Genomic DNA, 14,591 nt, shown 5'->3' on the forward strand with positions numbered 1-14,591 from the left:
TGGGTTATGTCAGATAAAGACGATGATGTTGGAGAAGACGGTGGTGGTAGTAAGATTTTACTTATTCTCGGCATTATTATTGGGATCGCTGCTGGCGGGGGCGGTGTTTTCTTTTTCCTAGGACAACAGCCTCAAAGCGCAAATGTCGAAGAAGTGGAAGAAGAAGAGGTTCCTGATCCAATAAACTATGAGTTCATTGAAATCGATAAGATGACGGCGCCCGTTTATGTTGAAAGGCGCGGCAAACCCTATGAAGCAGGGAGCTATCTCTTAGACATTAGAATTCTTGTGAAGCCTGAACATATTGGCTATGTGGCCAGTTTAAAATTAGAGATGAGACAAGCATTTCTAAGTGCACTTTATAAGAACGAGTTAATGTTAGATAAGAGTAACCGATTGGATGTTACCCGAGCATCTGAAGTGCTCACAAGAGCCGCCAAAACTGTTGTTAATGATAAATATATTCATAATGTTGTCATCCATAACAGTCACAGAATTCCTTAAAACACCTTATTCGAGGCTAAATTCAAGGCTATCCTGTCCTGCAGGATGGCCTTTATTTATAAGAGCTTGTAAAATCTCTTTAAACTGTTAGAGTTTGACTATCACATGGGAGGGAGACCATGTGTTTTGTAGTGGTCGTTTTGACCGTCTAAGAGTTTGTTTTGAGTGCGTTTGCAGACGTCTAAGTCAGTAAAACGGCCATCTTTGTACTAATCATTGTATAGAGGGGGAAATCTCTATGACTGTTTTAATCGCCGCGATTATCTGTGGCTTGTTAGCTGTAATTTATGGTATTGTAACTCGACGCTCAATCTTATCTGCCAGTGCTGGTAGTGCTGAAATGCAAGAAATTGCTGGAGCAATTCAAGAAGGCGCTCAAGCCTATCTTAATCGTCAATATAAAACTATCGCTATTGTAGGCGTGATCGTTGCTGCAATCTTATTTGTAACACTGTCATCACTGTCTGCTGTTGGCTTTATTATTGGCGCTGTCTTATCTGGTGTCGCTGGATACATCGGTATGATTATCAGCGTTAAGGCTAATGTCAGAACAACCGAAGCTGCACGGACCAGCCTACAAGGTGGTTTAGACGTGGCCTTCAAATCTGGTGCTGTTACGGGCATGCTTGTGGCTGGACTCGCTTTGCTTGCGATCGCAGGCTATTATTATTATATGACCGTAATCTTGGGCCTAGACGGCACAAGCCGTTCTGTTATTGACGCTCTTGTGGCACTTGGCTTTGGGGCATCTTTGATTTCAATTTTTGCACGACTTGGCGGTGGTATTTTCACCAAAGGGGCTGATGTCGGTGCAGACCTAGTCGGAAAAGTCGAAGCAGGCATTCCTGAGGATGACCCACGTAACCCTGCAGTAATCGCAGACAATGTAGGTGATAATGTTGGTGACTGTGCTGGTATGGCCGCTGACTTGTTTGAAACCTATGTCGTGACGATCGGCGCAACAATGGTTCTTGCTGCTCTCTTGATCTCAAATGGTGCTTCTCAAATCATGGAACTGCCCTTAATCATTGGCGGTAGTTGTATCATCACTTCAATTATTGGTACATATTTTGTGAAGCTTGGATCAAGCAACAGCATTATGGGTGCCCTTTACAAAGGATTTATTGTAACAGCAGTTCTCTCAGCAGTTGTTATGTGGTTCGCCATGAGCTGGGCTTTGGGCGGCGATATGAATTCTAACTTGTATGATATGGTCTCAGGGAGAGATCTTTATTACTGCGGCCTCGTTGGCCTGTTTCTCACAGGGATTATTATCTGGATCACTGAATATTATACTTCTACAGAATATAGACCTGTTAAATCGATCGCGAAAGCATCAGAAACAGGGCATGGTACAAATGTTATCCAAGGATTGGCTATATCTCTTGAAGCGACAGCCTTACCTGCAATTTTCATTTGTGTCGCAATTATCGTTGCCTATAAATTGGCGGGGATCATTGGCTTAGGTTTCGGTGCCACTGCTATGTTAGCTCTTGCTGGAATGGTCGTAGCGCTAGACGCTTATGGTCCTGTAACAGATAACGCTGGCGGCATTGCCGAGATGGCTGGTTTAGATGAAGAAGTTCGCGAAAGAACGGATGCTCTAGATGCTGTCGGTAATACAACTAAGGCTGTTACAAAAGGCTATGCAATTGGGTCTGCAGGCCTTGCTGCCCTTGTCTTGTTTGGGGCTTATACAGCAGATTTGGAAAAATATTTCCCAGATATGACTGTTAACTTCGATCTCTCTAATCCTTATGTTGTTGTGGGTCTCTTCCTTGGCGCACTTCTACCCTATCTCTTTGGTGCAATGGGTATGACAGCTGTTGGCCGTGCTGGTGGTAAGGTTGTTGAAGAAGTGCGAGAGCAGTTCAAAAACAACCCTGGTATCATGGAAGGCACAAGCAAACCGGATTATGCCAGATCAGTAGATTTGCTTACGAAAGAAGCAATCAGAGAGATGGTTATTCCTAGCCTTCTTCCAATTCTAGCGCCTGTCCTCACTTATTTTGTGATTAATGCCATAGCAGGACAAGCAGAAGCTTTTGCAGCGCTTGGTGCACTCTTGCTCGGTGTGATTGTTGGCGGCCTCTTCGTTGCTCTCTCTATGACTGCTGGCGGCGGTGCTTGGGATAATGCGAAGAAATATATCGAAGATGGAAACCATGGCGGAAAAGGCTCTGAAGCCCACAAAGCTGCTGTAACTGGTGATACCGTTGGTGATCCATACAAAGATACAGCAGGACCTGCGGTTAACCCGATGATTAAAATTACGAACATCGTCGCGCTCTTACTGTTGGCATTCTTAGCTCACTAATCCTCTTTCAATCCTAAGAATGAGAAGAAACGGCCTACGGGCCGTTTTTTTTACGACTTCCTATACGCTCATCGGGATGTCAAAACGTAGAACAGGCACTCTTTGAGAGGGAGGCCACTTTTATACGAGGGAGGCTACTTATATAAGAGAACGGCCACTAAATCCGAGGGAAGGCCACTCCTTGCAAAGAAGGGGCACTCTATATGAGTAGATAACTCTATCCGATGAAAGGCCAAACTGTGTTTAGGGGGCAATAAAAAACCCCGCCTATGTTAAGCGGGGTTTCCAAAATTAGATTTAAATTACTCTAGGCTTAAGACCCATTAGGTCCAGGGCCGCCAGGGCCGCCAACAGGCTGTTGACCCGAAAAGCGTCCAACGTTCATAAAGAGCTGTTGAAAGAAGCCTAATTGCTTACCTTTCGTAGGAGTCTTGTCGTCGACAGGGTCAATTGCACGCGCATGAGAGAGATCATAATTTTCGACACCCGTTACAACACCTTGTTCGTTAAAACTAACAGACATAACGCGGCGCCATTTCGGCGTGGGTAAGAATAGTGGCTTCACTTCAACATTTGTCGAGACATAATACCAAGTCTGATCACTAAAGGCCGCGAGAAGAGTAGGGGTACCCATAGTTGCTTGAACAGATTGTTTGTTATCTACACCAGGCTGAATTGCATCAGCTAATTCCTTATCGAAGATATATCCTCTTGTCTGAAGACGCTGGCCACAAGCAGTCAGAGAGACCATCAATGTCATAGCAACAACCAGTTTCATTTTTCCGTTCATCGTAAACTTACCCCGCACACACCCAGAAGTGCTTTTATAACAGTTTTCATATGGCTTTCATGATTGCTATCAGTGTTTGATCGTGATAGAGCCTCTACAAACAGAGAGACATCGTGAAAAAAGCCTCATTTGCCCTATATTGCATGGAACTGTGGCAATGTGAAGACCTAAGAGTAGATAAAAAATGATTAAAAAAATTCTAGAGTGGATTCGCGGGGATCTTACCCAACTTGAATTATATAATAAAGTTGTTACTCACTCTCGCCAAGAGCTGTATTTTACAGAGTTGAACATTGAGGATAGTGTGACAGGACGGTTTGAAAATATTGTTCTGCACCTGTTTCTAGTGATCAACAGAATAGCTGCTGAAGAGGGGGTTAAAAGCCCTCGGGTTAGAGCTCTTCAAGAAGCTTTTGTCATGGATATGGATAGAAATTTGAGAGAAATGGGCATCGGGGATATGTCTGTGGGTAAAAAAGTAAAATCAATGGCGGCTGGATGGTTTTCTACAGCAAAAATGTATGAAGCAGCTCTCCAAAGCGATGCTCCTCTAGATGCCATGACAGAAGCCCTCTTTGAGCAAGTATATAGAGAGAAAGAAAACGCACAAGCAGAACGCTTAGCGCTCCATATTCTTGCGCTCTCAAAATATCTCTTCTCTCTTAAAATTGAGACCATCACACAGAATAAATTTGAGTATCCCTCATTAACATCTGAAGAAAATGATTTGATAAAAAGATAAACAGCATGAAACAACCAATTCTCCCTTTAACAACTTTAGTCCCCCTTGGTGATTTATCAGCAGGTCAAAGAACATATCATTTAGACTGCAATCCCACTGATTTCACGGCCATAGCAGAAAGGCTTCATGTCCATGAAGTTCACTCGATTTTTGCACAGGTAACTGTAGAAGATAAAGGAAGGACAGAAGGCATCAAACTTGAAGGTTTGATTAAAACGACACTCTCTCAGATCTGCGTGATTTCACATGAGCCTTTTGAACTTAGCTTTGAAAGCCATCTCAATTTAAGATTGATCGGCGGCGAAGAGCTTGCACGATTGGATGAGGCCGAAGCTTATCTCGATCCTGAATTTGACGAATATGATGAACTGATGGGCAACGAGATTGATCTTGCTGAAATCCTTATCCAAACAATTTCAATGGATATTGATCCCTATGCTCGTTCTATTGAAATCGAAGATTTAGAAATTAAATCAAAGGCAATCAGCATTAACGAAGGTCCTGAAAAGAAACCTAACCCATTTGCTGCACTTGAAAAATTAAAGAACAAAACTTGAAGCTACTGAAAAAATCTATATGGTCAGCCATAGATACTATATTTATGTGTGTCTGTAAGGGAGAGTAAAAAGAGTGTCCAAATCAATTACTATTGCAGTTGATGCTATGGGTGGCGATAATGCCCCAGATATCGTTCTGGAAGGCATTGCATTAGCCCTTGAGCAAATTCCAAACATTCATATTTTACTTTTCGGTGATGAGAAGAAGCTCAAAAAGTCTGTGACTTCAGAGTATCCCAGCATAGAAAAAAATGTCACTTACAAACATACTGTTGATGTTGTTTCTTCCATAGATAAGCCTTCTCAGGCCCTTCGTAAGGGCAGGAAATCTTCTATGGCCCTTGCCATTCAATCTGTAAAGGCGGGAGAAGCAGCAGTGGCTGTCTCAGCCGGTAACACGGGAGCCTTAATGGCCCTTTCAAAATTTATCTTGCGCACAATGCCAAATATTGACAGACCAGCTTTATGTGCTCCAATGCCAACTATTCGCGGTGAGAGCGTTATGCTTGACCTTGGTGCGAATATTGAGTGTGATGCGAATAATCTAGTACAATTTGCGATTATGGGATCTGCATATGCGCGGACGGTGCTTGGATTAAGCAATCCCAGCGTTGGACTATTAAATGTCGGAGTAGAAGATTTAAAAGGCAAAGAAAGTATCCGCGAAGCAGCTGAGGTTCTTAAAGAAGCTACACACCTTCCACTAAAATTTGGAGGGTTTGTTGAAGGGGACGGTGTTACGTCGGGTGAATTCGATGTTATTGTCAGTGATGGATTTACAGGCAACGTTGCTCTTAAGACAGCAGAAGGGACTGTGAAATTCATTTCTCAACTGCTTAAGAATGCTTTTTCAAATTCAATCCTCTCTAAAATTGGCTATATTTTTTCCAAAGGTGCTATCAGCAATCTTAAAGAGCATTTGGACCCAAACCATCACAACGGCGCAGTTTTCCTAGGGTTAAATGGTCTCGTTGTAAAAAGTCACGGCGGTGCAAACGGGGTAGGATTTGCAAATGCACTCATGGTTGCCAGCGACATGGCCCAGAATGATATTACCAATCTAATCGGCAACGATTTGAATGAAATCACTGATTCTGAAGAGCTCGCAATCGTGAATTCTTTGAAATAATGTTACAGTTTCACCCTAAGTAAATCACTTAAGTACTTATATTCATTGCCTGCAATTGACTTTCTTATGTTTTTCAATTAGAGTTTTTTCTATTGATTGAAATCGCATGTTGAGAGAGGCGTCACCATGAGCAACAGAACATTGACACGAGCTGATTTAACAGAAAAGATCTATGATGAATTGGGTCTATCTAGAAGTGAATCTGCATCCTTGGTTGAATCTGTTCTTGATGAAATCTCTGATCGTCTAGTTGATGGAGAGAATGTCAAGATTTCCTCTTTCGGCAGCTTCATGGTGCGTGAAAAAAATGGTCGCATTGGTCGTAACCCTAAAACTGGGGAAGAAGTGCCAATTGATCCACGCCGTGTTTTGGTGTTTAGACCCAGTCAGGTCATGAGAGATCAGATCAATGAAGGCAATAAAGGCCGTTAATTTTACTTTTCCATGAAAAATACTGTTGTCTCGAGTAGCTTGCTTACTTGATGAAAGTTGTGTGTCTTGCCCCATAAAGAAAAAGCATATCGAACTATTTCAGAAGTTGCTGAACTCCTTGACCTTCAGCAACATGTGTTGCGTTTTTGGGAAACAAAATTTCCTCAAATAAAACCGATGAAAAGAGGGGGAAATAGACGCTATTATCGGCCCGATGACATTCGGCTTCTTGAGGCTCTTAAAATTCTATTGCATAAAGATGGGTATACCATCAGAGGTGTACAGAAACTCTTTAAAGAACAAGGCCTTAAAGATACAATCACAGCATGTCTCAATGAACAACCTGTGGAGCCTGTACCCTATATTAAGCCTCAAACCGAACGTGTGCCTTCTTTCAAGACTTCTCCCGCTACAGATCTGGACCAGCCAACAAACACGCCGCGCAACTCTGCCGCTGAAAATACGCCCAATCCAAAGAAAGAACCGGCTTATAACAGCGAGGAGATCGCGTCTTTTACCCATTCAAAGTCCATGAAGCAGCTCTTAGTAGAGCTCAGTAATATTCGGGATTTACTGGATTAATTGGTTCTTTTTGAAAAGTTCTGTTGCACTATAGTAAACAGATCAGTATACAGTTTTCATACCACGGCGGGATATAGCGCAGCCTGGTAGCGCACTTCACTGGGGGTGAAGGGGCCGTCGGTTCAAATCCGGCTATCCCGACCATTAAATAGGGGTTTTCATCGGTATCGTTGAAGACCCTTTTTTATTATTCAGAATGTTCTTAATCTTCTTAATCTTCTTATAACTTTATTGCTTGTCATAAGCCTTAATTTCATCCCAATAAGCATCCATTTCTTCTAGGCTACTTGTTTCTGGACTTTTTCCTTGGTCTGACAATTTCTGCTCTACGTACTGAAAGCGTCTTGTAAATTTAGCATTAGCATCTCTGAGAGCTGTTTCAACATCAACCTCTAGATGTCGGCCCAAATTCACCATGACGAACAGTAAATCACCATATTCTTCCACGATCCGCTTTTTACCCTGATCTTTTGAGTATGCTTCGTACAGTTCCATAGATTCTTCTTGAATTTTATCCAAGACATGACTGGTATCCGGCCAATCAAATCCAACACGGGCCGCGCGTTTTTGTAGTTTTTGTGCTCGCATCAATGCTGGAAGACTTGAGGACACACCGTCAAGGGCACTCAAATGCACAGCCTTGTTGCTTTGATTGGCTTCTCTCTCTTTTTGTTTCGTTACTTCCCAAGCCTCGATTTGCTCTTCACTAGTTCGTTTAGAGTCTTCAGCGAAAACATGAGGGTGTCTGCGGATCATTTTGTCACTGATGGAGGCTACAACATCAGTGAAATCAAAAGATCCTTCTTCTTTGGCCATTTGCGCATGAAAAACGACCTGAAATAGGAGATCACCCAGCTCATCTTTTAACTCGTCCTTTGTACCATCCCGAATGGCTTCATCGACTTCATAGGCTTCCTCTATCGTGTAAGGCGCTATGGTTTCAAATGTTTGCTCAACATCCCAAGGGCATCCATTTTCAGGATCTCGTAATTTGGTCATGATATCTAATAAAGCATCAATAGTGTGCGACATGAGCTTTTAAATCCTCTCGTTTTTACCTGAGGATAAAGATCCCGCATAGGTCGTCAAGTCCGATTCTTTCAATAAGAGATCAAAGTCAATTGAAGGAAGAAAGACACCGGCACATAAATGACAAAATTAGTGATTATCGTTTTGATAAAGACATTCAAAATAACTTGCACGGAAAATCTGATAGGATTAGCATAGGCTAATTAAAGGAGAGCAGGATGAAACATCTCATAGTCCCATCACTTATTGTCTTAATGTCATTGAGTATGTCTCTGCCATCCCTTTCTATTGACGACCGAGATCAAGATAGAAAAATACGTCAGCTCGAAGAAAAAGTTCGTAAGCTCGAACGTGAACTAAAAGAATTGCGCCTTCTTGTGTATGAGAAATTCAATCTCGAATCTAAGAGTAAAGCCCCAGATCTTAACCCTCAAGCAAGTTGCAAAGACCAGCTTGTTAACTTTCGCACACAAAAAGCCGACTTATTAAACAATGGATATAGAGATAAACACCCCTATATCGCAGCTGTTTCAAGAACCATTAAATCACTTGAGAAAACCTGTGGCCACGAAGTGGATTCCATGAGTTCCAAGTCTCAATAATCTCTTGGTATCTTAACCATTACATGACCACCGATTCTTTCTTTTAGTGAACAGACTATTTTTGTCTCCTCACAGTGGCGCTTGCTATTTCAATTATTTTTCTTCTCAAAATGCACCTTACTTTGCGCAATATAGAATGCAGCGTTTGGTTATGGGAAAAACATTCCCTTTCTCAATCTTACGCTTGCGATACACCTATTGGCTGTGAATACTACCACTCATGAGATTATTAATTAACTTTAACGCTGTGTTGATGGAGGGTATGTTTTGAGCATTTTTAAGGAAGTAAGTGGCGAGCAGGTCTCTCCAAAAGAAAGATCCAAAGAAAAGAGTGTTAGTCCATTAAAATCTAATGTTACACAGATTGCTCTTGAGCCTAGACTTTTATTCGATGGAGCCCTTCTAAATACCGCTGATCATATGGCTGTGACGAGGGACCAAAACGAGTCTGCTGGATACTCCGAAAATACTCAGCACTTATTACAAACGAATTCAAGGCCTGAGCATGCTATTCTGGATAAAAGCGCGTTAATTTCATACGCTGAAAGACAATGGGAGCATGTTAAAAGCCTCACGACTGATCAGCCCCAAGAAAAGGGGATCATTGACCTTGATACTCTAACACCGCCTCAAGAGTCGTCTGGGTATGACACGGTTGCGAAGGACGGGGAAAGAGTAAGCTTATTCAATGCTGAAAATGGGTTTTCATTTGAATATCAGCAGGATGTAACCTCTATTCGGATCAACTATTCAAACGTTCATGATGGCCGTGATGAAACTGTATACAATAATTTTTATGACCTGAGGCTTTCCCTTGGAAGTGGGGAAAAAATCTCTTGGATCGGATTTTGGAACGGCCGGCTTAACACTTACATTCTTGAAGATAAAGGGGATCATTTAAGCTATTATAAAGAAGATGGGTCTGCACTTAGTATTGCTGAGATGGATCATATCATCCGCTTTATAAAATATGAGCATACCGGCGAAAGCGGAACTGAAGATGTCCGCCGTTTTTCCTTTTCTATGGTAAATGCTGAGGGTGATGAAGTTTCTGAGCAAGCAACGGCCACTGTAAATGTACTCTTTACACCAGCTCTAGAGATCAGCCTAGAAGATCTAGAACTGACAACAGGAGAAGTGACCCAAGTAAGATTTACATTCACTGAAGACGTGGGAAATAGCTTTCAAATATCGGATCTAATTGCTGAAAATGGTAAGCTTTCAAACCTTGTTCAGGATGCCAAAGATCCTAAAGTTTACACTGCTTACTTTACACCGGACGCTAATATTAAAGATTTTGAGAACAGCATCACGCTTAAGGAAAACTCTGTAGAAGACTTGTCGGGTGATTTTGTAGAGCGAACCACAAGCCGAGACTATTCAATTGATACTGAAATTACCGCCTCCCTTGATCTTGATCGCAGCACTTCCGTTGCTGACTTGGCAGACCATCATACGGACTACTCCGCTGGAGAGCAGGTTAGTCTTTTTAATGTTGATCACGGCTATACCATTGAACATTTAAACACGATTAAAACCATAAGAGTTGACTATTCTGGGCTTCTCAATCAAGGCGAAGAGGCCCTTTATGATACATTTAACGGATTAAAACTCACCCTAGGAGAAGGCAATAGTATTCAATGGACCTCAGCCTGGACTGGACGCCTGAAAACCTTTGTCATGGAGGACAAGGGGGGCTATCTGGAAATTTCTGCGACGGACGGGTCTACTATGACAACCCCTGAAATTGCCCATGTCATTCGTTTCTTACAATACGGACACAGCGGCGACGTGATCAGTCATGGAGAGCGAAGCTTTGTATTTTCCTTTTTAGATTCTGATGGTGTAAGGCGTTCAAATTTGGCGACCGCCCTCGTAACGGCATAAGTCAGGCGCTATCGTGATGTTCCTCATACTCTCTCTCCCTGAAACCCCTTTAATAAAGCCGACTATATAGAGAAACGGCTCTAGTGACGAAGATGTATATGACCCAAAATTTCAACGCAAAAATACAGAGTTTAAAAGATCAACTGAAGATAAATTCTATCCTCAACATGCAGAATAATGAAGGGCTTTACCCCCCAATTCCTGCAGGAGATCTTATAATAAAATCTCAGTCTCAAGCTCTGTTGTTTCCAAGGTTTGATAAAACGGGAATTCTGGATCACTATGCCTATGCCCCCGTTAGTGAGTTGGGCACTATCATTGGGGACGCAGAAATTAGAGTTGCCGGTGCCAACACTCACTGGGTGTCAGATTTACAATCCTGTGCTGCTTCAGAGCCAGGGAAGGAACAATTTGTCATTCTAGATACCGATACTCAATATTTCTTCTCTCAATCAAAAGGGAAACAGAGCCTTAAAAAAGTTAAAAGAACAGATGACTTCATTGGCACTGATGCTGCCTTTGTTGTTTGCCCTCATTCTCATATTGATATGGCTCAATCTCTTTCTAAAATCTTGAAGCACAATGAAAATTCTTCCCCGCTACAACTAAACGAAACACCTCTAGACATAGGAGGCATCGAGAAGGAAAGCCCGCTTTCTAAAGATATACTAAAAGGAAACCTTTTACAGTCCTTAGAAATATCAACACGGTCGTTTTACTGCGGCACCTCTAAAGAGAAAGGAAAGCAAGCTTCTATTCTCTATGATTTCAATGACCCATCATTCAAGGTTCCGTTACCGTTTCACTCAGAGGCACCCTATGATGTGGCTTTAATGAATAGAATTACAAGTTACAAAACTACTTATTTAATATTTGCCTGTGTTTCTTGGGTGGCTGATGTTTATTCAACAACGCTCTATGCCATTCCAGAACAAAAATTGATTGAGAATAAGTCCTTTTTAAGCATCAAATATTTTTCTGAATTGAAGATTTCATCTAATACTTATCCTCTTAAATTCTTCACGGACAAATTTTACTATGATGATGAGAACACAGGATCTTCCCAAATTGCCCTTAGCATGACCTCTCCATTAGGTGACCTCATCACCATAAAGCTTTTCGAAATTGATCATTCTGCAAAGATCATTGAAATAACCAGTTATGAGAATAAACAAACAAATAGTTTAATTAACTTGATACCCATTGAACAACGTAAGCATCTAGTGACCTATCTCATGACAGAGCAGGGCCCCACATTTATATTGGCTTATACTGGGCATGCTATTCATGAAAGATGTTCTTTATTCCCTATCTCATGGATCAGTGGGGAACATAGAAAAACACAAGAAAACATAAGTATTGTTACAATAGGCATATTGCTTTTTGATGCTAAAACCAAAACATTTAAAGGCCATTCTTCTACAAAAGTGAATGCCCACGATCACTTATCCGGAGTTATTTGTGATTCTGAATTTGCAATTTCAAAGAATGTACGCTTTCACTCGACGATGCCCTTAATCACCTACACATCAATTCAACCCCTTACAACATTGACAACAGGGCCTGATGGATTCTTAAAGCTCGATCTAAAATCTATCAATCTTCGTTGCAGTGTTGTGCCCATACAGCCACCAGCCCTTAACAATATCTCTGGAGCTCTCGCGAAACCAGGTTCTATTGAATTTAAAAGCATCAATTTGACCTTAGATGCATCTATGAATTTTGAAAAACTACAGTCTCCTGATGGGCATAGCCTAGAAGTAAGTGGCCTTTCTGTTGTCGACTGGCTTTCTCCTTCCTCTAGTGGGACAGCCGTGACAAAATTAAAAGATTTATCAAGAGGGCACTATTTCCTTCATACAGCAGATCTTGTTGGGGATAGCATTCTGCTCGGCACACCTAATCTTACATATGCTACTGATTTAACTCAAATTTCTGCGCTCTATAGAGCATTACCTTACCAAGACGATGTCAAAAAAGCCGCGCCGCTTATTAATGTCTCTTCCTCAAGTGGGACCCTGAAAGGGCTTTCGCACTCAACCCTCTCTAATTGGCAAGCCAGTTTTAATGCCGGTGCTTCTGTTGGGAAAGCTGAAAGCCTAACATTAACAAATTCTGTCGGTGCAAATTTTGGTGGTCACAACATGACCATGGATAGTGATACGAAGAATATTTCCCTCCATTCTGTTTCAAATTTAAGCAGCTACGACCTTGTGACTGGGTATGGCGCAGATTTTTATCTGTGGGAATATCCTGTTTATCGCAAAACCCTAGATGATGCCCCGTTTAATTATCTGACAGTGCTCGTTCCAATTGGGTATAGCCAGCAAAATCTTGACGCAAAACAAGAGGATCTTGGTTATTATCAGGATTATGAAATCGGTAGTCTTTTAACCTATGTGGGTACAGAAAATCCTGGATATAAGGAAGAAGGGCTTCTTTTTACTCCTTCCACTATGACGGTAACCTCTGATACCCAAGGAGGGATGAGTTTAACCTACGATGAAAATTCGTCTACTTCTAAAGAAAAAAGCCGCAGTTTTGATATTTCTGTTAATAGCGGCTTTGGACTTAATCTTTTTGGGTTATTAAATCTTGGTGGACATTATTCAAAGACAACTATTCATAACTCTTCAGCACAGGCCACAGAAACTCAATCATTTTCAATCACCTTTCATTCAGGAACAGTGAGCGATTCAAAGTATGAATATACGCTTACCCCCTTGGTTTATCGTCATGCGCAGTCTCATGCCTTAGTTGTTACAAGTCGTATAGAACTCAGCAGTTTAGGATCCGGATGGAAAGATCATTTTTCTAGATATGATGTACGCTGCATGCGCTCTTTTCCCTTCACTGCTGATAAAACACTCAGAGCATTAACCCGCAGCATACAATATGAGGAAATTAGGGAAGGGCTAATAAATTTAAATATTCATCTCTTTAATAATTCACTCTTTGAAGCAAAAAATGTCAGCTGTTCTGTCTATTTGGGTCGTGTGAATTATAATCACACCCCGCTTGACCCCTCACATTTAAAGCTTTTGAAACAAGTAACACTACAGACAATGGCTGTGGTAGAGCGAAAAATAATAACACTGAGTGAGCAAGCCATCCCCAAGAACAGCTATATAACCGTCTGTATCATTGTTGATGACATAGCAGAATCTTCTCAATATTTCTGGGGGAGTTATCCCTATTCACATTCCAAAATTTGAGACCAAATCTTTTATTCATATCTTTCAAACCCAGTTTCGAGGACATAGCATGGCAATATCAAGCGATCTAAATAATAAAGATAAAATCAAGCAACTCATTAACAACAATCCTTATGAGAACATCTTCTACACAGAGGATTTAAATGGTTCACAAGACGCTGTAATTTCAGAAATGAATCCAGATAGCATTGATGAAGGCAGCTCTGCTACCATCATCTGTTCTGTACCGCCAGGATTAGATGCCCATGCGGGGACTTTACGATCACTGGGCGGGACTTATACTTCCACCTCTACTGGACAAGTTTTCGTAACAGATACAGTCATTATCAATGATCCAGAAAATTACACAGAATTTGCAATCGTCGCGAATGATTTACCTGAAGATGAATATATAGTGACTATTCTTCTAGGTCCATTCGGTAAAGTAGGGGACACCTATCGCCTGACGTCCGACTTCTCAATCATTGTCAAGCCTGCCATAGCTCCCCGTATCTCTACCATTACCCCTAATATGGTTAGTAAATCGGATTTGACATCTACTCTTTTCCAGGTAACTGGACGCAATCTCACTAAAATTCAAACATCTACAGGTTTCTACCTCGTCCAACCTGGATTTAAACTGCAATTTGCTGGCGCTCTCACAGAGTCGACGGCACGTGTTAGATATACAGGGGCGATCCTACCTCAAGCTGGCACTTACCGTGTTCTTGCAAAAAACTCTGAGGGTAATGTGATTTTCTCATCGGCGAATTTAACCCTTTCCGCTGACTAACTTTATTAGCTCTTTGAAACACAAAAGAGTCAG

Annotated in this window: 13 protein-coding genes and 1 tRNA gene; 12 read left to right on the top strand and 2 right to left on the bottom strand. The window is 41.6% G+C overall.

The genetic code is table 11. From position 1 onward, the window contains the following. The first annotated feature begins 6 nt into the window (after positions 1-6). Both QGN29_RS11805 and QGN29_RS11810 read left to right on the top strand, forming a co-directional pair. Positions 7-504: a hypothetical protein gene (locus tag QGN29_RS11805; RefSeq protein WP_310798071.1), complete on the top strand. Its 498-nt coding sequence runs from the start codon at positions 7-9 to the stop codon at positions 502-504. Positions 505-742: 238 nt separating this feature from the next. After that, positions 743-2,821, top strand: a complete 2,079-nt coding sequence (locus QGN29_RS11810) for a sodium-translocating pyrophosphatase (protein WP_310798073.1) — start codon at positions 743-745, stop codon at positions 2,819-2,821. A gap of 313 nt (positions 2,822-3,134) precedes the next feature. Here the strand turns inward: QGN29_RS11810 and QGN29_RS11815 are convergent, their stop codons facing one another. Beyond that, positions 3,135-3,611: an outer membrane protein assembly factor BamE gene (locus QGN29_RS11815; protein WP_310798074.1), complete on the bottom strand. Its 477-nt coding sequence runs from the start codon at positions 3,609-3,611 to the stop codon at positions 3,135-3,137. A gap of 184 nt (positions 3,612-3,795) precedes the next feature. Between QGN29_RS11815 and QGN29_RS11820 the strand changes: the two genes are divergently transcribed. From QGN29_RS11820 to QGN29_RS11845, 6 genes are all read left to right on the top strand, one after another. Continuing rightward, a complete protein-coding gene (locus tag QGN29_RS11820) occupies positions 3,796-4,353 on the top strand; it encodes a ubiquinol-cytochrome C chaperone family protein (protein ID WP_310798075.1) in 558 nt (185 codons plus the stop codon). A gap of 5 nt (positions 4,354-4,358) precedes the next feature. After that, complete coding sequence (locus QGN29_RS11825) at positions 4,359-4,910, top strand: YceD family protein (RefSeq protein ID WP_310798076.1); 552 nt, start codon at positions 4,359-4,361, stop codon at positions 4,908-4,910. Positions 4,911-4,983: 73 nt separating this feature from the next. Then, on the top strand, positions 4,984-6,039 hold the full coding sequence (gene plsX / locus QGN29_RS11830; RefSeq protein WP_310798077.1) for a phosphate acyltransferase PlsX: 1,056 nt from the start codon (positions 4,984-4,986) through the stop codon (positions 6,037-6,039). Positions 6,040-6,165: 126 nt separating this feature from the next. Then, positions 6,166-6,471, top strand: coding sequence for an integration host factor subunit alpha (locus QGN29_RS11835; RefSeq protein WP_310798078.1), 306 nt, complete (start codon positions 6,166-6,168; stop codon positions 6,469-6,471). 66 nt (positions 6,472-6,537) lie between these two features. Then, complete coding sequence (locus tag QGN29_RS11840) at positions 6,538-7,053, top strand: MerR family transcriptional regulator (RefSeq protein ID WP_310798079.1); 516 nt, start codon at positions 6,538-6,540, stop codon at positions 7,051-7,053. A gap of 67 nt (positions 7,054-7,120) precedes the next feature. Then, a tRNA-Pro gene (locus tag QGN29_RS11845) sits at positions 7,121-7,197 on the top strand. Between the two features lie 84 nt (positions 7,198-7,281). Here QGN29_RS11845 and mazG read toward each other — a convergent pair. Further along, entirely contained in the window at positions 7,282-8,085 is an 804-nt protein-coding gene (gene mazG / locus QGN29_RS11850) for a nucleoside triphosphate pyrophosphohydrolase (protein WP_310798080.1), read from the bottom strand. A gap of 215 nt (positions 8,086-8,300) precedes the next feature. On the opposite strand from mazG, the gene QGN29_RS11855 reads away from it, so the two are divergent. From QGN29_RS11855 to QGN29_RS11870, 4 genes are all read left to right on the top strand, one after another. After that, positions 8,301-8,684, top strand: coding sequence for a hypothetical protein (locus QGN29_RS11855; protein WP_310798081.1), 384 nt, complete (start codon positions 8,301-8,303; stop codon positions 8,682-8,684). A gap of 267 nt (positions 8,685-8,951) precedes the next feature. Then, on the top strand, positions 8,952-10,571 hold the full coding sequence (locus QGN29_RS11860; RefSeq protein ID WP_310798082.1) for an Ig-like domain-containing protein: 1,620 nt from the start codon (positions 8,952-8,954) through the stop codon (positions 10,569-10,571). Between the two features lie 98 nt (positions 10,572-10,669). Further along, positions 10,670-13,786: a hypothetical protein gene (locus QGN29_RS11865; protein WP_310798083.1), complete on the top strand. Its 3,117-nt coding sequence runs from the start codon at positions 10,670-10,672 to the stop codon at positions 13,784-13,786. Between the two features lie 49 nt (positions 13,787-13,835). Continuing rightward, positions 13,836-14,558, top strand: coding sequence for a hypothetical protein (locus tag QGN29_RS11870; protein WP_310798084.1), 723 nt, complete (start codon positions 13,836-13,838; stop codon positions 14,556-14,558). Positions 14,559-14,591: the final 33 nt, after the last annotated feature.

The sequence above is a fragment of the Temperatibacter marinus genome, from assembly GCF_031598375.1.
Taxonomy (GTDB): domain Bacteria; phylum Pseudomonadota; class Alphaproteobacteria; order Sphingomonadales; family Kordiimonadaceae; genus Temperatibacter; species Temperatibacter marinus.

Bases quoted from the DNA above. Each gene is read 5' to 3' on its own strand.
- QGN29_RS11805 (WP_310798071.1), top strand. From the start codon at position 7: ATGTCAGATAAAGACGATGATGTTGGAGAAGACGGTGGTGGTAGTAAG.
- QGN29_RS11810 (WP_310798073.1), top strand. From the start codon at position 743: ATGACTGTTTTAATCGCCGCGATTATCTGTGGCTTGTTAGCTGTAATT.
- QGN29_RS11815 (WP_310798074.1), bottom strand. From the start codon at position 3,611: ATGAACGGAAAAATGAAACTGGTTGTTGCTATGACATTGATGGTCTCT.
- QGN29_RS11820 (WP_310798075.1), top strand. From the start codon at position 3,796: ATGATTAAAAAAATTCTAGAGTGGATTCGCGGGGATCTTACCCAACTT.
- QGN29_RS11825 (WP_310798076.1), top strand. From the start codon at position 4,359: ATGAAACAACCAATTCTCCCTTTAACAACTTTAGTCCCCCTTGGTGAT.
- QGN29_RS11835 (WP_310798078.1), top strand. From the start codon at position 6,166: ATGAGCAACAGAACATTGACACGAGCTGATTTAACAGAAAAGATCTAT.
- mazG (WP_310798080.1), bottom strand. From the start codon at position 8,085: ATGTCGCACACTATTGATGCTTTATTAGATATCATGACCAAATTACGA.
- QGN29_RS11855 (WP_310798081.1), top strand. From the start codon at position 8,301: ATGAAACATCTCATAGTCCCATCACTTATTGTCTTAATGTCATTGAGT.
- QGN29_RS11865 (WP_310798083.1), top strand. From the start codon at position 10,670: ATGACCCAAAATTTCAACGCAAAAATACAGAGTTTAAAAGATCAACTG.
- QGN29_RS11870 (WP_310798084.1), top strand. From the start codon at position 13,836: ATGGCAATATCAAGCGATCTAAATAATAAAGATAAAATCAAGCAACTC.